The sequence below is a fragment of the Shewanella aegiceratis genome (assembly GCF_019457495.1).
Taxonomy (GTDB): Bacteria; Pseudomonadota; Gammaproteobacteria; order Enterobacterales; family Shewanellaceae; genus Shewanella; species Shewanella loihica.
This window is the reverse complement of record NZ_CP080416.1, coordinates 3,162,952-3,182,684: the sequence shown is the minus strand read 5'-3', so window position 1 is coordinate 3,182,684 and position 19,733 is coordinate 3,162,952. Positions and strand designations below refer to the sequence as shown.

The 19,733-nt window shown below is 53.4% G+C and carries 18 protein-coding genes; 6 read left to right on the top strand and 12 right to left on the bottom strand.

Translation table 11 applies throughout. From position 1 onward, the window contains the following. Window positions 1-97 precede the first annotated feature (97 nt). Together K0H80_RS13915 and K0H80_RS13910 are read right to left on the bottom strand one after the other, a co-directional pair. The gene (locus tag K0H80_RS13915) at window positions 98-967 is read right to left on the bottom strand and encodes an SPFH domain-containing protein (protein WP_258406103.1); all 870 of its coding nucleotides are present in this window, start codon (window positions 965-967) and stop codon (window positions 98-100) included. Between the two features lie 12 nt (window positions 968-979). Continuing rightward, a complete protein-coding gene (locus K0H80_RS13910; RefSeq protein ID WP_220071964.1) occupies window positions 980-1,678 on the bottom strand; it encodes a DUF2461 domain-containing protein in 699 nt (232 codons plus the stop codon). Between the two features lie 158 nt (window positions 1,679-1,836). Between K0H80_RS13910 and K0H80_RS13905 the strand changes: the two genes are divergently transcribed. The 3 genes from K0H80_RS13905 to K0H80_RS13895 all read left to right on the top strand — a co-directional run bounded on the left by K0H80_RS13905 (window position 1,837) and on the right by K0H80_RS13895 (window position 4,619). Beyond that, complete coding sequence (locus K0H80_RS13905) at window positions 1,837-2,289, top strand: YaiI/YqxD family protein (RefSeq protein ID WP_220060241.1); 453 nt, start codon at window positions 1,837-1,839, stop codon at window positions 2,287-2,289. A 330-nt stretch (window positions 2,290-2,619) separates the two neighbouring features. Beyond that, entirely contained in the window at window positions 2,620-3,711 is a 1,092-nt protein-coding gene (locus tag K0H80_RS13900; RefSeq protein WP_144200194.1) for a PfkB family carbohydrate kinase, read from the top strand. Further along, window positions 3,705-4,619: a pseudouridine-5'-phosphate glycosidase gene (locus K0H80_RS13895; protein WP_220043003.1), complete on the top strand. Its 915-nt coding sequence runs from the start codon at window positions 3,705-3,707 to the stop codon at window positions 4,617-4,619. The genes K0H80_RS13900 and K0H80_RS13895 overlap by 7 nt, the downstream gene beginning before the upstream one ends. 94 nt (window positions 4,620-4,713) lie before the next feature. On the opposite strand, the gene K0H80_RS13890 is transcribed toward K0H80_RS13895, so the two are convergent. The 3 genes from K0H80_RS13890 to K0H80_RS13880 all read right to left on the bottom strand — a co-directional run bounded on the left by K0H80_RS13890 (window position 4,714) and on the right by K0H80_RS13880 (window position 6,332). After that, window positions 4,714-5,250: an NUDIX domain-containing protein gene (locus tag K0H80_RS13890; protein ID WP_220071963.1), complete on the bottom strand. Its 537-nt coding sequence runs from the start codon at window positions 5,248-5,250 to the stop codon at window positions 4,714-4,716. Between the two features lie 44 nt (window positions 5,251-5,294). Then, entirely contained in the window at window positions 5,295-6,002 is a 708-nt protein-coding gene (locus tag K0H80_RS13885; protein ID WP_220071962.1) for a tRNA (adenine(22)-N(1))-methyltransferase, read from the bottom strand. 81 nt (window positions 6,003-6,083) lie between these two features. Then, complete coding sequence (locus tag K0H80_RS13880) at window positions 6,084-6,332, bottom strand: hypothetical protein (RefSeq protein WP_041406678.1); 249 nt, start codon at window positions 6,330-6,332, stop codon at window positions 6,084-6,086. Window positions 6,333-6,710: 378 nt separating this feature from the next. Between K0H80_RS13880 and K0H80_RS13875 the strand changes: the two genes are divergently transcribed. Beyond that, on the top strand, window positions 6,711-8,540 hold the full coding sequence (locus K0H80_RS13875) for a S8 family serine peptidase (protein ID WP_220071961.1): 1,830 nt from the start codon (window positions 6,711-6,713) through the stop codon (window positions 8,538-8,540). 167 nt (window positions 8,541-8,707) lie between these two features. On the opposite strand, the gene rsmS is transcribed toward K0H80_RS13875, so the two are convergent. The 4 genes from rsmS to K0H80_RS13855 form a co-directional block, all read right to left on the bottom strand. Beyond that, window positions 8,708-8,893: a pleiotropic regulatory protein RsmS gene (gene rsmS, locus K0H80_RS13870; protein ID WP_220071960.1), complete on the bottom strand. Its 186-nt coding sequence runs from the start codon at window positions 8,891-8,893 to the stop codon at window positions 8,708-8,710. A 148-nt stretch (window positions 8,894-9,041) separates the two neighbouring features. After that, window positions 9,042-11,453, bottom strand: a complete 2,412-nt coding sequence (locus K0H80_RS13865) for a TonB-dependent receptor plug domain-containing protein (RefSeq protein WP_220071959.1) — start codon at window positions 11,451-11,453, stop codon at window positions 9,042-9,044. 391 nt (window positions 11,454-11,844) lie between these two features. After that, window positions 11,845-12,249: a hypothetical protein gene (locus K0H80_RS13860; protein ID WP_258406102.1), complete on the bottom strand. Its 405-nt coding sequence runs from the start codon at window positions 12,247-12,249 to the stop codon at window positions 11,845-11,847. A 5-nt stretch (window positions 12,250-12,254) separates the two neighbouring features. Further along, on the bottom strand, window positions 12,255-13,823 hold the full coding sequence (locus K0H80_RS13855; protein WP_220071958.1) for a S41 family peptidase: 1,569 nt from the start codon (window positions 13,821-13,823) through the stop codon (window positions 12,255-12,257). Between the two features lie 514 nt (window positions 13,824-14,337). On the opposite strand from K0H80_RS13855, the gene K0H80_RS13850 reads away from it, so the two are divergent. Continuing rightward, the gene (locus K0H80_RS13850; protein WP_144200757.1) at window positions 14,338-15,066 is read left to right on the top strand and encodes a DUF599 domain-containing protein; all 729 of its coding nucleotides are present in this window, start codon (window positions 14,338-14,340) and stop codon (window positions 15,064-15,066) included. Between the two features lie 440 nt (window positions 15,067-15,506). After that, complete coding sequence (locus tag K0H80_RS13845) at window positions 15,507-16,262, top strand: putative porin (RefSeq protein ID WP_220071957.1); 756 nt, start codon at window positions 15,507-15,509, stop codon at window positions 16,260-16,262. 322 nt (window positions 16,263-16,584) lie between these two features. Here K0H80_RS13845 and K0H80_RS13840 read toward each other — a convergent pair whose 3' ends face one another. From K0H80_RS13840 to K0H80_RS13830, 3 genes are all read right to left on the bottom strand, one after another. Further along, complete coding sequence (locus K0H80_RS13840; protein ID WP_220071956.1) at window positions 16,585-17,697, bottom strand: HD domain-containing phosphohydrolase; 1,113 nt, start codon at window positions 17,695-17,697, stop codon at window positions 16,585-16,587. Window positions 17,698-17,881: 184 nt separating this feature from the next. After that, the gene (locus K0H80_RS13835; RefSeq protein ID WP_220071955.1) at window positions 17,882-18,790 is read right to left on the bottom strand and encodes an alpha/beta hydrolase; all 909 of its coding nucleotides are present in this window, start codon (window positions 18,788-18,790) and stop codon (window positions 17,882-17,884) included. Window positions 18,791-18,902: 112 nt separating this feature from the next. Next, window positions 18,903-19,691, bottom strand: a complete 789-nt coding sequence (locus tag K0H80_RS13830; protein WP_220071954.1) for an AraC family transcriptional regulator — start codon at window positions 19,689-19,691, stop codon at window positions 18,903-18,905. Window positions 19,692-19,733 lie beyond the last annotated feature (42 nt).

Here is a 19,733-nt window from a genome sequence, read left to right as displayed (position 1 = left end):
TTAAGGCACTCGAATCAAGGCCTTACTAATGCTTTATCTCTAACGCTTCTAGTGCCTGTCGCCTAAAGGACGACAGGCTTTTTGAGTTCCGTTACTGCTATTTGGCGCCCTTGATCAGAGGGATGCCGTTGGTGCCGACCGGAATGTATACGGTCGTGTGATTCGGCGAGTCCGCCATCTTCAGCTGGGCGTTAATCGCCTCGTGCTGTAGATAGTTGGGCGTCAGGGTCTCGTTGATGATCTTCTGTGCCTGGGCGATCCCCTTGGCCTCTTCGATGCGGACCTCCGCATCTTTCTGGGCGATCTCCTTCTGGGTCTCTTTTTCCGACAACAGCTGTTGGGCAGCGAGCTTCTTCTCGACCGCGATGGCGACTATTTCGGGGTAGTTGATGTTACCTACGATCACATTGTTGAGCTGAAAAGGTGATGTCTTGAGGTAGTCCTTGAGTTTGACCGATACCGCCTGGGCGATCTCAGAGCGGTTTTCTTTCAGCGCCACGCTGTCATAGCGTTGCACCTCGTCGCGCACATAGGTGCGGAAGGTCTCGCGGACGAAACGCACGTACCAGTTCTCGGCGCCATATTTTTCCACCACCTCTTTCACCGTGCCCGACTTGATGGCGATCACCGCGTGGAAGTTGAAGCTGATGTTGAGATCGTCCTTGGCGAGGATCTTAAAGTTTTCCGTGTAGGTGTTGGGGCGCATGTCGATGTTGATCACCTCGTTGCGCCACAGGGAGACCCCATAGTTGCTGGGGCCTATGAGGGTGCCGCGATAACCACCTGCGCCGAAGATGCGTGGCTTCTCAAACACATAACCCTCTTCCCCCGCCGGGGTGTTGGGGTTGGTGCAGCCAGAGAGGCCGCCCGCAAGGGGCAGTACCACCACAAGCAGTGCGATAAATTTCAGACGGCCGAGTCCGCTTATGCGTGGGCCGAAAGTCTTGTTGGTTTTACGATTAAACATCAAAAATCCTTTTTAATAATCAAGATCCAGGGCGAAACAGAGGTAGCCCATGAGTTTGTTGACCTGGTTAAACTGTTCGGCGCACCAGGTGTCGAAATCTTTGGCAAACAGCTGCTGAGTGTCGAGCGGCTTGATGGCGATAAAGTCCTTACGCTTGAGCTCGTCTAACATGGGGTGATGCTTGTCATAGCCCTTGGGCGGACGCTGCAGGCTGTCGCCCTCCATGGCAAATCCGGCGGCGCTGAGTTGCTTGAGCGCCTGTTTGTAGGCGTTGGGGTTATCGTCGATGCAGCTGCGGATCTGGCTCAGCGCCTTGCTGTCTGGGTGCCAGATCCCGGCGCCGAGAAAGCAGCCGTCGTTGGCGATATGCAGGTAGAGCCCCGGAGCGTGCACATCTTTGCCCTGAAAATGGCGAAACTGAATGCCCACGTTGACCTTGTAGGGAGTCTTATCGCTGCTGAAACGGGCATCGCGCTGGGGGCGCATCAGGCTGCCGCCGATCTTCTTAGGCACTGCCGTGAGGCGCGGCGAGAGCTGCTGGATATGGGGCGCCATGGCGCCGATAAAGTTGAGCGCCGGGGTGCGTACCTTGGCCTCATACTCGGCCTGGTGGGCCTTGAACCAGTCACGCTCGTTGTTGCTGGCCAACTTGGCGAGAAATTCGAGACAGCCCGGGCTGAAAAGCGCTTCCTTGGTGGCAGATGTGGTCATAATCTATCTACTTAAAATCAATGTATTGAATAAATTACCATAAGAGATCCCCGGAGCGTTAATGCCGCTTGCTAAGGGATAAGGTCACTCGTTATTAAGCGCGATAGCTATGCTATAGTGCTCGCAGCCATGATTGACTGTGATGACAGGAAGAAGAGATGAAAATTTGGGTCGATGCCGATGCCTGCCCAGGCGTGATTAAAGAGATACTGTTTCGCGCCGCCGATCGCGCCGAGATTGCCGTGACCTTAGTGGCCAACCACGCCATGCGGATCCCGCCATCGCGTTTTATTCAGCTGGTGACAGTCTCCTCTGGGTTTGACGTGGCCGACAATGAGATAGTACGGCGCGCGGCGCCTGGCGATCTGGTGATCACCGCCGATATTCCACTGGCCTCGGAGGTGATCGACAAGGGCGCCCTGGCGCTAAACCCTAGGGGCGAGCTGTATACCGAGCATAACATCAAGTCTATTCTCAACATGCGCGACTTCATGGACACCATGCGTGCCAGCGGCGTGCAGACTGGCGGCCCGGCGGCCATAGGCCAGAGCGAGAAACAGGCCTTCGGCAATCAGTTGGATCGCCTGATCACTAAGTATCACAAGCGTTAAGCAGCTTAAGCTATTTAGCCCTAGTTTCAGCTGCCGTCCGTCAATTAATGAGCGCCTATTTGGCGCTTTTTTTATGCTCGAAAGTTAGTGCTTGCTGACACCAAAGTGCCTGCCTGAGTGGGAAAGAGGTTGTCGACCTGTGTGGCACTCCTCACATAACTACTTGATTCCGATTTTGTTTACCTTGCGCTCGCTGGCGAGATCGATTAATGTAAAACAAAAGTTTGGTATGCAAACATTTGTTTGTTTCTTGCTATTTGCTTGCTATAGCTTTGCATAGCCAGACAGTACCCATGCACACACTACCTATTGCTTAGTGAGATCGCCTAAATGACGGAACGTGAATTAGAAATCTTAGCACTACTCAAGCAAGACCCTTTGATCCCCCAGCAGGAGCTGGCCGACCGTTTAGGGATCAGTCGCTCCGCCGTGGCGGGGCATATCATGAATCTCACCAACAAGGGGGTGATTCGTGGCAAGGGCTATATCCTGGCCGAGGCCAAGTACGCCATGGTGATCGGCGGCGCCAACATGGATATTCTCGGTCGTCCGGCGTCTAGCCTGCGGGTGGGGGATTCCAATCCGGGGAGCGTCAGCTGCAGCCCAGGTGGGGTGGGGCGTAACATCGCCGAGAACCTGGCCCGCTTGGGGTCGGATACCCGCCTGATGACCGCCGTGGGCAAAGATGCCTATGGTCAGCAGATCGTCGAGCACTGTCAGCGCGCCGGCATCGACATGAAGCCCAGTTTGCAGCTGAGCGATGGCGTGACCTCCACCTACCTCTCAGTGCTCGACGGCGACAGCGACATGCATGTGGCGATCAACGACATGGCGATTCTGGAGCGTCTCGGGGTCGAGCAGCTCAAGAGTCAGCAGGAGATGCTCAAGCGCGCCAGCCTGGCGATTATCGATGCCAACCTGTCCGAGGCCGCCTTGGCCTATCTGCTCAGTAACTTCGCCGATATTCCGTTGTTTGTCGATACCGTCTCCTGTGCGAAGGCGGAGAAGATCAAACCCTATCTCAGCGCCGTCCACACCCTCAAGCCGAACCTTAAAGAGGCCGAGCAGCTGTCGGGGATCTCCATCGCCAACTATGGTGAGCTGCCAGTGCTGGCGAACTGGTTCCACGAGCAGGGGGTTAAGCGCGTCTTCCTGAGCCTGGGGATCGACGGTGTCTTCTACAGCGATGGTGAGGAGCAGGCCCATATTCCGGCCATTCCGGTGGAGATGGTCAATGCCAATGGCGCCGGCGATGCCTTCCTGGCGGGCCTGGCCCACGGATTTATTCAAGGCTGGTCGACCCGTCAGTCGACCGAGTTTGCCATGGCGGCGGCGGTAGTCGCCCTGTCGGATCTGGCAACGATCAACCCAAATATGTCTGAAATATCAGTTAACCGAGTTATCAAGGAGTCTCTATGTTAGCGCAGTACCTAGATATCAACCCAGAAGTGAAAGCGGCATTGGAAGCCGGTCGTCCCGTGGTGGCACTGGAGTCGACCATCATCTCTCACGGTATGCCTTACCCGCAAAACGTCGAGACCGCCCTCAAGGTGGAGCAGATCATCCGTGATAACGGCGCGGTTCCTGCGACCATCGCCATCCTCAAGGGACGCCTCAAGGTGGGCATGACTCACGATGAGATCGAGTATCTGGGTAAGGCGGGTCAGGCGGTGATCAAGACCAGCCGCCGCGACATTCCCTTTATCGTGGCTAAGCAGGCCGATGGTGCCACCACGGTAGCCTCGACCATGATCTTGGCAGCGATGGCAGGCATCAAGGTGTTCGCCACCGGCGGTATCGGCGGCGTGCATCGCGGTGCCCAGCAGACCTTCGATATCTCTGCCGACCTGCAGGAGCTGGCCAATACCGATGTGGCCGTGGTCTGCGCCGGTGCCAAGTCGATTCTGGATATCGGCCTGACCCTGGAATACCTAGAGACCCAAGGCGTGCCAGTCGTCGGTTATGAAACCGAGACGCTACCTGCATTCTACACCCGTGAGAGCGACTTCGGCGTCGACTATCGTCTGGACACTCCTAAGCAGGTGGCCGATGCCATGACGGCTAAGTGGCAGATGGGCCTCAAGGGCGGTGTGGTTGTGGCTAATCCTATCCCGGCCGAGTATGCCCTGGATAAGGCAATGATCGATCAGGTGATTAAAGATGCGGTGGCCGAGATGGATACCAAGGGGATCTCTGGTAAGGCCTCGACGCCTTTCCTGCTGGCCAAGGTCGCCGAGAAGACAGAGGGCAGCAGCCTGGCGGCCAACATCCAGCTGGTGTTTAACAATGCCAAGCTGGCGGCGCAGATCGCCTGCGAGTACAGCCGTTAATTCCTAGCAATAGGTATTAAAAAGAGCGCTGCGGCGCTCTTTTTTGTGGGTTTATTGGTGGTTTATCTTGAGATGATTTTAATTCGTGAGCAGTTCATCTGGTGAGTAGCTCATCGCGGATCAGCCTTAGCAGATAGGTCTCGCGCTCGATAGATAATCCCTTCTTCTCGCTATGGGCCATGGTGTGTTCATTGTGGGCAATAGCCTCATGAATCTCTATCCAGACCGGGTGCATGCCGTTTTGTAGCTCATGGCTCTCCAGCTTAGTATCGCCCAGCTCCTCACCAATTTCGCAGACGAAGCAGTAAGACTCCATCTGCACAAAGTCGAATCCGGGTTTATACCATGGGCGAAACTCCTGGTAGCGGCCGAACTCGCTCAGTATCTCGATGGTGTGGGCGCCGGTTTCCTCTTCCAGTTCCCTCAGCAGCGCCTGGCGAATATCTTCGCCCTCATCCACGCCGCCACCGGGAATACTGTAGTCGTGATAGCGCGCCGTGTAGAGCATCAAAATTTGGCTGCCCCTAAGTACTATGGCGCGCGCCGCGCGGCGGATGAAGCCCTGTCCTTCTACCTCCTCTGGCGTGGCGGCATTAAGGTCGGGATGGATAGTGGATTTCAGCATGCGCATAAGTGACTCACTTGAAGATGAAAAAGGATGCCAAAGACAACAGGCTAGGCGCTAAGCAGGTCCAGCTGCGCCTGATAGTCTGAGATGGCGCGCTCGAGCAGCGGTTTCTGATCTAACTGGCTGCCTCTGACCACCTGATGATAGTGCTTCAAAAGGCGCCTTAGGTAGGCCATTTGTAACTCAAACGGCGCCTTTGACCAGAGGCTGTCGCCAATCGCCGTGATGGGACGCTCGCCGCGGCGCGCCACATGCAAAAGCTCGTAGCAGCGCTTGTTCTCGCTGATGAGTTTCTCATCGATCAGATTGAGCCCCATGGCACTTAGCCTGTCCCTGAGCTGATAGGTGTGATGCACGGGGCAGAGGAGAAACTCTATGTTTTGCCCGAAGGCGTCGGCGCTGGCTTGAATCGCGCTGACCAGCTCGCCGGTCAGCTCGCCGCCGACCCCAGCGATGATCACCAGCTGCGGCGTCTCGCTCGGAAAGTCCGCCAGCGGCAGCTTGGCCACATCCATACAGTGCACCCGCCATTGAGGGCTGGTGACATCTTGATTTAGTGGGAAGAAGCGCTCGAGTTTGCCCTGCAGGGTCTGCATGATGCCAGGCACGATGTCGACAAAATGCAGGGTACCGGCCACCTGCTTCTTTAGCAGGGCGGCGCCGAGCAGGCCGTGATCGCAGCAGCAATCCCAGATATGGGCGTAGTGGCCATCGACCATGTCCTGCAGGTGAGAGAGGCGTTGACTGAGTTTCAAAGGGGAGGCTCGTCACCGGGAATGGCGGTTGTATAGACATTGCCGGTGTTTAATGGGTTGCTTGATCTAGGGTGTCAAAAGTTAAAGCAGATCGATTTCCAGCTCGATATCCGTACAACCCTTCTTACAAAACACGCCGTAATGGCCTGTCTGCGCCTTCTCGGTGGGCACGATCAGCTGCAGTGGTTGTTTACATTTTTGGCAATCGACTCTGTTGCCCTTAAATAGCCGCTTGATCAGATTCTTCTGCTCGTTAAAGGAGGCGGCCGTGCTCTTGTTGATGGCCGAGAAGTCTACTGCTTGGTTTGCTGGCGTGGCGTTGTCTGTCATCGTCAATGTCGTCAATAGTGGCAAATGAGGCCCTAGTATACCAGCCTTGGCGCGTTGCAACAGTGCTTTTACCAGTCGACAAGCCGGGATCTGTATTGCAAAGCGTCTTGTCTGATGATTGCAAAGCTTCTTGTCTGGCAGAGCGATAAGCCAGCCAGCGAATTCCACTCCCGAATAAAATGTACGCTCGTGCAACATATGTTTATTTTTTGTTAACACCTTGTTGCTATCAAGTTGGTGTGATAGCTTGTGCCTTGTTGTGTGGTAGTAAATGCCAAATCAGGTCGCAATTGAAGAGAGATATACCGCGGCATTTGCTATTCAGGGAAGTTCTAATAAAAAGACTCTTAACAAAATAAATATAATGGAGAGACCTCTATGAAGTTAACTAAGTTGGCAAGTGCGGTAATGGCATTAAGTGTTGGCCTATCAACTCAGGCATTTGCCGATGATGATCGTTACATCATCCAGGTAGACAATGGCAGTAAGGGTGTCGTTAAGGCACTGGCTAAGCAGTTAGGCGCACAGATCCATGTAGATGGTGAAGGCTTTATCGCTGCAACCTTTGCGGGCAAAGATCTGGCCCAGGTCAAGGGACTGTTAAACAACCCACACGTTAAATTGGTCGAGGCGGACCAGCGTCGTCATCTGATGAGCTTTAGCGATGATGCGGGTAACCCAATGACGCAGCAGGTAACACCTTACGCTGTGTATCAATCACAGGCTAACCAGCTGACTTTCAACGCCGCAGCCGGCATGAAGGTTTGTATCATCGACTCGGGTCTGGACGCGTCTAACCCAGATTTCGAATGGAACAAGATCACTGGCGACAACGATTCGGGTACAGGTAGCTGGAACGTCAACGGCGGCCCACACGGTACTCACGTTGCCGGTACTATCGGTGCAGCCGACAACAACGTCGGTGTGATCGGTATGGCGCCTGGCGTCGACATGCACATCATCAAGGTATTCAACGCCGAAGGATGGGGTTACTCATCTGATCTGGCCCACGCCACTAACCTGTGTAGCGCGGCCGGTGCCAACATCATCAGCATGAGCTTAGGTGGCGGCGGAGCTAACTCTACCGAATCTAACGCTTTCCAAGCCTTCGTCGATGCAGGCGGTCTAGTGGTCGCCGCTGCGGGTAACGATGGTAACAACGTACGTTCATACCCAGCGGGTTATCCATCGGTCATGATGGTGGGCGCGAACGATGCAAACAACAACATCGCAGATTTCTCTCAGTTCCCATCTTGTACTTCTGGTCGTGGTCCTAAGGCGACTTCAGACGAGACTATCTGTGTGGAAGTGACTGCCGGTGGTGTGGACACACTATCAACTTACCCAGCAGGCATGGCGACTGCGTCTAACCTGAGTGCAGACGGCGCTTCATTTGCCAGCAGCGCGATGGAAAATTCAGGCACAGTTTCAGGCAACACCTATTACATGGGCACTGCCGAAGCGACCGATGCTGGTGCTAACGGTAACATCTGCGTGATCGACCGCGGCGTGATCTCTTTCCACGACAAGGTCGCTAACTGTGAAAACTCGGGTGGTGTCGGTGCGATCATCATCAACAACGAGCCTGGCATGCTGTACGGCACTCTAGGTGACACCAACACTACTTCTATCCCAGCTGTGGGCACAGCACAGGAAGATCGTGCGGCGCTGCTTGCGGCGAGTACTGCAACTGTAGATATCGGTACTGCCGACTACGGTTTCATGAGCGGCACTTCTATGGCGACACCTGCGGTATCTGGTATTGCGGCGTTGGTTTGGTCTAACCACAACCAGTGTACAGGTAGCGAGATCCGTGCGGCGCTGAAAGCGACTGCCATGGACAGCGGTGCACCGGGTAAAGATGAGTACTTCGGTTACGGTATCGTTCAGGCTGCGGCTGCCGATGCTTACCTGACGGCTAACGGCTGTGCTGGTGGCGACAATGGTGGCGGAAACAACGGCGGTGGTGATTTCACTCTGTCGGCCAACGGCTACAAGAACAAGGGCGTTAAGACAGTGGATCTGACCTTCTCTGGCGCCGCTGGTGCAAACGTAGATGTTTACCGTGATGGCAGCAAGCTTGCGACCACTTCGGCGAGCAGCACCTACACTGACACCATCAACACTAAGGGTGGCGGAACTTACGTGTATAAGGCTTGTGACGAAGGTACTTCTACCTGCACTGCCGAGCAGACAGTGATCTTCTAAACAACTCCCTGAGTAACACTAAAAACGCAGCCTAGGCTGCGTTTTTTTATGGTTAATTCTTTAGCAATAGATGGGCGCAATGAAAGGGAGCAATGAGTTGGAGCAATGAATGAGCCGCATGTGAATGCCTGATGCCTTGAATGTAAGGCGTAAACTGTTAGCCTTGCTCAAATTGCTTTGCTCAGTTTTCTCTGTAGATCCTGCTTGACTATCTCTAAAGCCGCCAGCGCCACATCTGGCTCAATCTCATGACTCTCCAGAAGATAGATAAGGTCTACGGCGAGTTTGATTTCATCACTCGCGTCATCAAGAGCCGTCTTAGCCGTGGTCGAGTTATCTGGTGCTTGCGTCATATTCTTCCCTCAAATGCCTGCAGTCGATTCTCACATAGGGCGCCAATGGGAACAAGTTGCTTAGGCTGTCACTTGCATGCATCTATGTGTTGCTAAATAAAAAAACAGGCCATAAATGGCCTGTTTTAGTGTGATGAACCTACGGGGGTTAGTAGGTATATTTGGCTTCTAAGAAGACGTAACCACCATTAAAGCCAAATGGCGTATTGGTTAATGGATAGACGAAGATGCCATTGAAGTTATTGCTGTCCGGACGCTTCTCCGGGTAGACATCAAACAGGTTTTGCGCCCCGGCGGTGAAGCTTAGCGCATCAGTTGCCGCATATTGCACCGACATGTCCATTACCCACTGGTCGCTGTAAGTGACATCGCCTGAGGAGTAACCCACAGTATAGTCGCCAAAGTAACTGAGACGAATGTTGGTTTTGAAGTCGCCGAGCCTATGGGTGAGCCCAAGGTTGCCTGTGTTGTTTGGCGTGGCCGCGGTCATACGGGTTTGTTCGATACGATCGAAGAGCTCTTTACCTACGCCGTCTAACACTTGCGGGAAATGAATGTCTTGAATTTCCGTTTTGTTATAGGCATAGGCCAGGTTGGCTCGCAGATCGCCCCAAGCGCCGATATCGAAGTCCTGGCTTATTACCAGATCGACGCCTCGGGTACGGGTATCGACGGCGTTGATGAAGAAGCGTGCCGATTCGGCGTTGGTGCCGGCCAGCGCCTCTGCGACCGCCGGTGAATCATCTGGCGTGACTGAGCTCGACAAGATGATACGGTCATCGATAGAGATCTGATAGGCGTCCAAGGTCAGTGCCAGGCCCGCATCATTGCGATAGACCAGACCTAGACTGAAAGATTGTGATAACTCTGGCTCGAGCTCATTGATCCCTAAGCCTTTTGTCACCGGTGACAGGGTGTTGAAGGTGCCCGATTCTGTCGGTACCAACTGACCCGTGACGGGATCTGGGTTAAACAGGGTAGAGATGTTGCTGAAATACAGCTGCTGCACGCTAGGTGCTCTAAAGCCTGTGTTGATGGTTCCGCGCAGTGCCAGGTTGTCGGTAAAGTCATAGCGGCCCGCTAGCTTCCAGCTGGTGTTGTCGCCGAAGTCTGAATAATTTTCGTAACGCAGCGCCGCCGCCCAGTAAAAGTCATCGGTTAACTGGTTTTCAAGCTCGACATAAACGCCCGTGTTATCTCGGGTCTCATCGACTTCAGATTCTGGGGTAAAGCCCGAGAAGCCCTGGCTGCCGGCGGCGCGATTATCGAAACCGCCATTGATGTAGGAAGCACTCTCACCGGCTTCAATTTGGTAGCCATTCTTGCGCCATGACACACCCGCGGCAAAGAGGATCTCTGAGTCGTTTGCAAAGTTAAAGTAGCGCGACGCATCGATATTTACATTGGTTTCACGGGTCGACAAGGTGCCTGCATCAAACTCGGTCGGGCTATCGGGGCCCAAAGATGCGTTTAATGAGTTAACAATGTTGTAGTTAAATGAGTTTTCGCCATGGCCTGCGGAGGTATCGATGTTCCATTCACCCAGGGTGAACTCATAACCAAGCACCAACGAGGTGTCGATAATTTCAGGGTTGATCTGGGGTAAGAAACCGTCGGGGTAAACTTCGGTTAAGTTACGCTTATCCAGGGCTCTGCGGTAGAAGGCGCCTGATTTAGTTTCGCGTTTGCTTACGCCACCGAAGGCGTATAGCTCGCCCTTGTCTGAAATGGCCTTGGCTGCGTTGATAAACAGGCCTAGGTTGTCGTACTCGGCATCACCAACCTGATGGCTCTTGCGATTAAAGGTGGCTTCGCGAGGATCCGCTGAGCCATCGGCTAACTGCGGATACTGCTGGCGAGGATCTAGCCCAGCGCGGTTAGTGCTGTCTTTATGGTGTGCTTCGAGTGAGACATTGACGAAGCCATCGTCACCCAGGGCTATGCCATGGTTGGCACCCAAGCGCCACTGTTCGCCGTCACCGGCGTAGGTCTGGCCAGCTTGTGCGGATAGGCTACCTCCTTGTTCACTGTCTTTTAGCACCACGTTGATGACGCCGGCAATCGCATCGGAGCCATATTGCGCCGACGCGCCGTCACGCAGGATCTCGATACGCTTGATTGCGGTCATCGGAATGGCATTCAGGTCGACGTTAGAAGAGCCTTTACCTACTGTGCCACTCAGATGGACCAGTGCCGAGCCGTGACGACGCTTGCCGTTGACCAAGACCAAGGTGTGATCCGGTGATAGACCGCGCAGGCTCGCCGGGCGCACCGCATCTGATCCATCGGTTACCGATGAGAATGGAAAGCTGTAGCTGGGTGCGGCAAATTGCAGTGCCTTAGCCGTTTCTGTCATCCCCGTCGATTCGAGCTGCTCGGCGGTGATAATGTCCACCGGTGCCACACTGTCTGTGGCGGTACGTAGTGCGATACGTGAACCTATGATCTCGATTTTTTCGAAGCTGGCTTGTTGATCTAAGGTCGCTTGTTGATCTTCAGCGTGGACGCCAGGAAGGATGAGTGCAGATGACACTGCTAATGCGGAAACAGCTAAGCGCATAAGGCCTCTTAATAATTGGTATGTAAAACAATAATGAGAAGCGCGGGATAATATCACTGTAACAATTGTTACATTTAGAAGGATATGTACTAACTCAGTGCAGACGGTTCTATTGAGCACTCGCGATAGCGTATCGAAGTAGCATTTTATCTCGCCTAACGCGCCCAGTGAGCTTGATGATGTTTGCAGAATGGGTCCTTGTCGTTGGGGAGGGGGAACGCCAAAGTTTAGGCCTGATGATAGGTTCGCGGCCAGCAGATAAGATTAGCTATGAGTGCACTAATAATAAAAAACGACGGCTGCTTTGGGTAAGCAGCCGTCGTGGGGATGACTCATCGTCATGGGCAAATAGCCAGGCTGATTGTATTCAGCCTGGTTTATTCCACATGGCTTATTCAGGAGAGCAGCGAGTCACTGTCAGCGGCGCACTACGATGCTCCTCGGTATCTAAGATAAAACACTCATCACCGCTAATCCAAAGCTGGACGATTTGCGGCAGCTCAAAGTTACGGCCCATCAACAGTTGACCATTAGGATCCCTATGGGGATTGCGCTCAAACGCCAATCGACTGTTTCGGGTGAACGCGTCGGCGGCTAGGGTCACCTTCTCCATCTGTAACAACTTGGCGATGGCGTTTTCCAGCTCAGCCAGACTCTCTGCACTCGGCTCGCTAATTATTGCTGGCACTGGGGCAGGCACAGGATCTGCCAAAGCTGCATCTTGTGCCTGTAGTGAGCAGCCAAGGAGCGTTAACGGCATGACGCCGAGCATGATATGAACTATGCGTTTCATCATAAATCCTACTTAGGCTGAGTCAGAATCCGGTTATTAAACAGCAGGTTTTGATTGCGGGTATCTTGCAGCACATAACCCGCATCGACAAACTGGGGTTTCGCCTGGGCACGGGACGCCTTAGCCACCTGAGCCGGGCAGCTGTTGTTGTCACGGTAGTAGAGGGCCGCAGCCAACTGGCCTTCATCTTGGTCGCCTAAGGCATGATTGAAATCATCTGCTACGTCACAGCCTGGCACTTCGCTTTGTAGCGTCGGGTTGCTGCTGGGGACGAAACCGTCTGAGTAGTCGCCGAAGCCCTTGTCGTTTTCCCCCTTGAACTGAATGGTGAAGTAGGTGGTGGCGCAGTTTGGCGTTGGGTAGAAGCCATAGGGCTTACCACAGGTGGTGCCGCCAATCTGGATCACCTCGACATCGACGCCGCGCAGGCTGTTGATCAGCGCCTCACTGGCGGAGCAGGTGTTGTCTGTGGTGAGCACGAATACCCGTGACAGGTTAAGGCTTGGCAGGCTCTGGCCGCCGCTCAACAGACTTGGATTAAAGCCTATGGTTTCATCGATGAAAGGCATAGGCGTTAATGTCTGGCCGGTGACAGGATCTTTGGTGGGGTACTTGTCGTTAAAGGTGCTGCGCTCGAAGATACGATTTTGCGTTGCCTGCTGGCCGGCAATCATGTAGCCCAGCTGGCTCGCCATGGCCAGTAAGCCGCCGCCGTTGTAGCGCAGATCCAGTACCAGATCGTCTACCTTGGCATTGGCCAGCGTGGCGATGGCATCATAGAGGCCGCGCTCTGCCGTGGCGATGTGGGAGTTAAATTGGAAGTAACCCACGTTACCAGATGGGCTGGCGAGCACCTTGGTATTCTGCACTGGGGTAGAGACCACGGTTTGCGCGGTAAGAACCACGTCACGGGTCTGGCTGGCACCAAGATCTAGGATGGTGAAGCGTGTCTGCTGGCCGTCGTCACTGGGGAAGAGGCCGTTATTCAGGGTATTGATCGAGGCCGTGTCGTTGGCATCTTTCACGCTCACGCCATCTATGCTGACGATGACGGCGCCGCGGGCGATATTGGCGCTGGTGGCCGGTGAGCTAGGCTCTGTGTAGGTCACGGTAACCTTTCTGTCTACTGTGCTGCTGGCCTGCTGGAGGTGGAAGCTCATGCCATAGCCGACCGAGGCACCCGATTGATTGAGCTGTTCCCATTCGCTGGTGGGCATAGAGAAGTGGAACTGATCTTTAGGGTTGCCCGTGGCCGACAGGTTTTCGGTTTTCAGTAGGCTGAAATATTCTAAGACTTGGTAAGGCGCCGGATCTCTGTCGATGATTTCGCTGTACCATAGGTAGGTGTCGTTACTCCAAGAACGTAACCACAGTTTTTCCTTGAGACCCGCATCGCATTGGTTGGCCAATTGTGCATAGGGGGTAAATTCTCCCTCGACCCATTTCACCGTGCTGCCCGTGCCTATGGAGCCACCGCTGCCAGAGGTATCGCTACCACTGCCACCGCCGCTACAGCCAGTGAGCAAGAGGCCTAATGCGATCAGGCTTGTAAACAGAGCATTTGAGATTGACTTCATAAATAATCCTTTATTATTAAACTCTTGTGTTTGGTGATGTTGCAATTGTTAACGGGTCTCATGCCGGAAAACATGGGTGTAACAATTTCTTGACCATCTTAGCTAAGAATTGCAGACAGGTATAGCCTAAGTCGCGGACGGTCTTGTGTTTTCCTGCTCGTTTTCCATCTATTTGTAGCCGATTGCATCGAGAAGGTGGTCTTAACAGGGCGAGCATCCAGATAAACCGCAGATATTGCAGCAGAAATGGTCGAATATGCAGGCATTGGGATCGGTTCTAATTTACCTGCGTTTCTTCGTTTGCACCCATTTAACTGTACCTTATAGCCAGCCGACAATTGTCACCTGTCATGCTTTTGCTGGCGATGAGCCGCCTGAGGGAGCGATCGCGCATAACCACACCAATTAGACATTAAGATACGAGGAAATTGAGTTGCAATATCAATGGGCTATGATTAAATGAATCTTGGCAGCCTTTGACCACTTTGACCCTTGTTAACAAGTTGAATCCATAATGAATAATTACCTGCTCGACCTTATCGCCGTGACCTGCTTCTTTAGCTGCTGGATAGGTTACGCCCGCTTTGCCCGCAAGAAGGCCAAGAACACTAACTGTATCGCCCGTTGCCTGCATCAGCATCGTATTCATTGGATGTATCAGCTGCTAGGACGCGAGGTGAGGGTGGCGGAGGCAGCCCTGCTGGCTAATCTTGAGCGAAACATCACCTTCTTCGCCAGTACCACTATGCTGGTGCTTGCCGGGGTATTGACCCTGTTTGCCCAGGTCGAGCGTCTGGAGGCGGTGATCGCCTCTATCCCCATGACGGCGCCGCCGGTTCACATGCTGATCCAGTTCAAACTTGGCATATTGACGCTGATCTTCGTGATGGCCTTCTTTCAGTTTACCTGGTCGATGCGCCAGTATGGTTTTCTCAACGTCATGGTGGGGGCGACCCCAGTCGATAAGAGTGGTCAAGATGAGCAGCTAAAGGCCTATGCGCTGCAGATGGCGATAGTGCAGGACAGGGCTGCCCACGCCTATAACTATGGCCTGCGCTCCTACTATTTTTCGATGGCTGTGCTGGGCTGGTTCTTCCATCCGCTATTGTTTATCGTCTCTAGCCTGGTGGTGGTCTATACCCTGTATCGCCGCGAGTTTAAGTCCAGGGCGGTGCAGGCGATCACTCAGGGAATGTTGATCCTCGATGAACGTGAGCAGGCAAAAGCGACTAAGACTGTCTAGCGCTAAATAGAACTAGAGCAACTGACTACCCAGAGCCCAAGATTGCCCTGAGCAACTAGCTGCCCAGCGCCGCTATTCGCCGAGCACTAATTTCCGATAAGGTTAAAGCGTCTTAGGATTAGTGGTCTCTAAAAATTAATGGCTTATGAGGATACGAGAGCAAGCAGCGGGGTGTCTTTGAGTCAGGGTGGCGAAGTGTAACCTTTAGGTATCACTTGTTATCTATTTGTTGCTCATTGTTTTTATTAATGTTTTATTGATTGGCTTTTATGAAGTTTTTATTGCACTTTTCCTAAACTATGGCGTATCGTTAGCGCCGCTAGGAGAGCGCCGGATATTTATTCTCATAAATATCAGAATTTTACAATGGATTGTGTAAAACACCTTTCTATTTTTTGTCTTTTATTCTCCTAGCTTCATAAATATAAGGGAATACATTGATGAAAAAATCAGTAACAGCCGTTGCCATTCTTCTTGGTCTTAGCAGCATGAGCGCCATCGCTGCCCAGGACAATGCCTTTCAACACGAAGCCGGTTTGAACTATAAGTCTAATTCTGAAGAGTTTGGCGATGGTATCTGGAACGCGAACTACCGCTACTATGTGACGCCAGTGGATCAGAAAAGCAGCCCATACGCCCTAAATGGCTTCCTGGCGCAAAGCTCTAACCTGGGTGCTTACTACAGCAACTTCGACGATGCCGACCTGGACTCTTACGGTATCGATGGTACTTATGTATTCGCCTCTAAGTGGTTTGTTGGCGTGAACTATAACAAGCACGACTATGCTAACTTTGACTTCGACACCTATGGCGCCGAAGTGGGTTACTACTTCAACGACACATCAGCTGTGTCTGTCTTCTACGCCGATGGTGATGAAGGCGTGGAAGAGAGCTATGGTGTGAAGGTTCGCAGCTATATCGCGCTACAATCTACTGCCGGTGTGGATCTGCAGGCTAACTGGACTCACAGCGATAGCGACGACATGATCAATCTGGGTGCAGACTGGTATGTGAACAATGCTTGGTCTGTGGGGCTGGGTTACACCAATACCGACGATGATGATGCATTCGACGTGAGAACCGCTTACTGGCTACGTATTTCTGATAACTTCTCGGCTAACTTCGAATTGGCTCGCGTATTGGATTCAGATTTCGATGGCGTAAATATCGGTCTTGGCGTAGTCGGTCGTTTCTAAGATTTCTGCCAGACAAATGTTTGAGACTCAATGTCTTTTACTTGGTGTCTCTTACTTAGTGTCTCTGACCTAATGTTTCTGACTAAGTGTCTCTGCTTTAAAATCTTGTTTTCAAGGTGAGAGATATAGTGAGTAACAAAGGCCTGCTAGCGCCCTGGCTTGGCAGGCCTTTTTCTTATCTTCTTTTGCTGATCATATTGATGCCTAGCTCAGTGCTAATCCTTTTCTGCGCTCTGATCTCAGGTCTCAGATCAGTGGCCTTTGGCGCTAATGCTTTGCTACCTATTTTGCTTTTTCGCGCCCAATCTTTTTGCTGCTAGCATTAGAACTCGGTGGAGTCGAAGGTGGCTTGAATCCTGAGCACCTCGGGGAGAGCCTCATGGAGGGCGGCGACACAGTCGGCGTCCAGCTTACTGCCCGCCAGACGTGCCAGTTCGGCAAAGGCATCGCTATTGGTCCAGGCGGCCTTGTAGGGGCGCTCACTGGTGAGGGCATCGAACACGTCTGCAACCGCCACGATTCTTGCCTCGATCGGCACAGCTTCGCCAATCAGTCCCGCTGGGTAGCCGGAGCCATCCATCGCCTCATGATGACAGAGTACGATATTGCGCAGCATCTTGGTGTGGTCCAGGTTACTCAGGCGATAGTTACACAAGAGTTTGTCGATAAGATCCCGGCCCGACTCACAGTGTTTCTGCATCTCGGTGCGCTCATCTGGGGTGAGCGGGCCACGCTTAAACAAGATCTCGTCGGGTACTGTGATCTTGCCAATGTCGTGCAGAGGCGCAAACATGAAGATATGTTCGATGAAGTGATCATTTAAGCCTCTCTCATCCGCCACTCGCTGGGCGATCAGCCGCGAATAATGGGCCATGCGGCTCAGGTGTCCTGCGGTTTCCGGGTCACGAAAATGGGTGACATCTATGGCGGTCTTCATGGTCGAGGCCAGGGTGATCACCTCGCTCAACTCGTTGATCACCATCAGCGCCAGCAGATTGCCGATAAGATCCAGATGCTCCACGCAGCGCTTGTCGAACACCTGCTCATCGTCGCCGTTAAAGAAGATAAAGCCCAGCAGGGTATTGCCTGAAAGCAGGGGCAGGGTATAGCTGCTGCGATAGCCCGCCTCATAGATCTTGATGGCGTGCTCGTGTCGGCTGTCTCTGTAGATGCCAAGATCTTGCACTATCCTGGCCTGTCTGGAGCGGGCAACCTCTTGCAGCGAGTGGCACTGGCTGAGATTGGCCTGATAGTGGTTGAGGGGGGAGGGCTTGCCGCTATAGATGAAGGTGCGCACTATGTCGCTGTCCTGGTCGAATAGGGCGACGGCGATACGGGTGATCTGCGGCAGCTTGGCCTGGGTGGTGGCGTGAAGGTGTGACAGCTTGCTCATGATAGAGGGGTGCTGATTAAGGTCCGTCGAGGTGTAGTACATGTGCCGCTCCCTTGGCCTGTCGCCTGCTTGCGCGCAAATCGCTACCCATCATTATAGTCAACACATCGGCAGAGATAGCATTATACCTATGGCTTAGGGGTAAAAGGCGTAAAACCATGACCTTAATCAAGAAATCTGAGTGAACGGTTTTTGCGACCTCGGCCACTAAAGCCTGATTCGAATCTTATTTCAGGTATTTGCTAAACCATGCTATCGCCTCCGTTATCGAGCGCGTCGAGTGTGTCACATAGGGGTCGAAGTGACCGTCTGGCAGCAGGCAGAGCCGCTTGGGTTCTAGCGCCCTGTTAAAGGCCGATAGGGCTAAGTCTGTCGGTGTGACAGTGTCATTTTCAGCGACTATCATCAAGAGCGGCGTTGGACTGACGCGCGCTATCCATAGGCCAGGCTCATACTCGCTCGCTTTTTCGCTGGACCTGAGTGTGACCCGATTTTCCCATCCCTCGGCGAGCGTCCAGGCTTTGCTGTAAAACGCCATGGCTTCATCGCTGGCATAGATGCCGGGCAGCTCTTCTTGAGGGATCACTCCTATGTAAGTGGGCGTCTCGCCCTTGTAGCGCCTTGCCCTGTCTTGCTCAAATTCGTCTTGCACTGCGCTGAGCCGTGAACCTGCGCGGCGAAGGAACGTTTGATAGCCGCTGATGGTCGGCACCTGGGCGACGACACATTTCGCCCGGCGATCTAAGGCGCCCACCATGATGGCATGTCCACCGCTAAAACTTGTGCCCCACACGCCTATCTGCTCGGCGTTAACCTCGGGATTAAAGCTCAGCCAGCTGATCACTTCTCTCATATCTTCTATCTGTTGATAGGGGATGATCTCGCCTCGGGGTTCACCGCCACTCTTGCCGAAATTTCTGTGGTCATAGAGCAGCACGGCAAAGCCCGCCTTCGCAAATGCCTCGGCGAACTTGTCGATGTACAGCTCTTTAACGGCGGCGAAGCCGTGGCTCATCACAATCGCCGGGGCTGGTTTATTCAGGGATGCTTCTTCGCGAATAGGCAGATAAAGCCAGGCGTCTAGCTCGACTCCGTTGGCTGGCACCTTAACGCTGTGGCGGGTAAATCGACTCATAATCACCTCTCTATCACTCATTAACTCTGAACCTCAAATATGAGGAAACGAGAAAATAGTAAGGCGAGAGGGCGAAGGGGTCTGCCTTGAAACGGACAGGTATCTTCGCTAATCAGACAACTTGCGTGCGAAACTCGCTTGGGGTGACTCCCATCATCTTTTTAAATGCCGATGCGAAGGCGCCGGCAGAATCATAGCCCATCTCCATCGCCACCCGTACTATGGGTTCGCCGAGATTTAGCCTGGGGATGGCGGCGAATATTCTGGCCTGTTGACGCCAAATGGCAAAGCTCGTCCCCAACTGGGTTTGAAATAGCCGGGATAAGGTTCTGGGTGATGCGCCGACTATCTCCCCCCATTGGCTAAGGGTGCTACTGTTGCCGGGATCTGCGAGCAAGCCTAGGCAGATCTTCTGTAGCCGGTTATCTTTTGGCATGGGGAGCTTCAAGGGGATCTCTTGTGCCCAGCCGATCTCACTCATCAGAAGGTGCATCAGGTGCACCTCTCTGCTGCTGGGTGGGCTGCTGCTGGTCACCGGCATCGCACTCTTCATCAGTTCGCTAAGCAGGGGGCTGACCACTAGGCTTTGGGGCTGCTTGGAGAAGCGCTCGGGCAGGGCATCTGGTTGAAAATAGACGCTACGCAGACTGACTTGGCCTCGGGCCTTGAGTCTGTGGGGCAGCTCGGCAGGCACCCACAGGGCTTGCTGAGGCGAGATTATCCAGAAACTTTCTTGGCAGCTCAGTTCCATCACGCCGGATTCGGCGTAAATCAGTTGGGCGGCGTGGTGCCAATGGGGCGCCAGTAGCTGGCCATCAGGATACTCCCGAGCAACCGGCTTAAACAGCTGAGATGACGAGCCAAAGACGGGGATATGTTCGATCGCTTGCCTGTGCATCATCAAGCTTTTGACCTCTTTGTCTTCATGCCCGCCTTCTCCTTT

Coding starts and splice junctions, on each gene's coding strand:
- K0H80_RS13890 (WP_220071963.1), bottom strand. CDS start 5,250: ATGCGCATGCTGAAATCCACTATCCATCCCGACCTTAATGCCGCCACG.
- K0H80_RS13875 (WP_220071961.1), top strand. CDS start 6,711: ATGAAGTTAACTAAGTTGGCAAGTGCGGTAATGGCATTAAGTGTTGGC.
- K0H80_RS13905 (WP_220060241.1), top strand. CDS start 1,837: ATGAAAATTTGGGTCGATGCCGATGCCTGCCCAGGCGTGATTAAAGAG.
- K0H80_RS13865 (WP_220071959.1), bottom strand. CDS start 11,453: ATGCGCTTAGCTGTTTCCGCATTAGCAGTGTCATCTGCACTCATCCTT.
- K0H80_RS13915 (WP_258406103.1), bottom strand. CDS start 967: ATGTTTAATCGTAAAACCAACAAGACTTTCGGCCCACGCATAAGCGGA.
- K0H80_RS13850 (WP_144200757.1), top strand. CDS start 14,338: ATGAATAATTACCTGCTCGACCTTATCGCCGTGACCTGCTTCTTTAGC.
- K0H80_RS13880 (WP_041406678.1), bottom strand. CDS start 6,332: ATGACAGACAACGCCACGCCAGCAAACCAAGCAGTAGACTTCTCGGCC.
- K0H80_RS13900 (WP_144200194.1), top strand. CDS start 2,620: ATGACGGAACGTGAATTAGAAATCTTAGCACTACTCAAGCAAGACCCT.
- K0H80_RS13845 (WP_220071957.1), top strand. CDS start 15,507: ATGAAAAAATCAGTAACAGCCGTTGCCATTCTTCTTGGTCTTAGCAGC.
- K0H80_RS13855 (WP_220071958.1), bottom strand. CDS start 13,823: ATGAAGTCAATCTCAAATGCTCTGTTTACAAGCCTGATCGCATTAGGC.
- K0H80_RS13910 (WP_220071964.1), bottom strand. CDS start 1,678: ATGACCACATCTGCCACCAAGGAAGCGCTTTTCAGCCCGGGCTGTCTC.
- K0H80_RS13895 (WP_220043003.1), top strand. CDS start 3,705: ATGTTAGCGCAGTACCTAGATATCAACCCAGAAGTGAAAGCGGCATTG.
- K0H80_RS13840 (WP_220071956.1), bottom strand. CDS start 17,697: ATGTACTACACCTCGACGGACCTTAATCAGCACCCCTCTATCATGAGC.
- K0H80_RS13835 (WP_220071955.1), bottom strand. CDS start 18,790: ATGAGTCGATTTACCCGCCACAGCGTTAAGGTGCCAGCCAACGGAGTC.
- rsmS (WP_220071960.1), bottom strand. CDS start 8,893: ATGACGCAAGCACCAGATAACTCGACCACGGCTAAGACGGCTCTTGAT.
- K0H80_RS13860 (WP_258406102.1), bottom strand. CDS start 12,249: ATGATGAAACGCATAGTTCATATCATGCTCGGCGTCATGCCGTTAACG.
- K0H80_RS13830 (WP_220071954.1), bottom strand. CDS start 19,691: ATGATGCACAGGCAAGCGATCGAACATATCCCCGTCTTTGGCTCGTCA.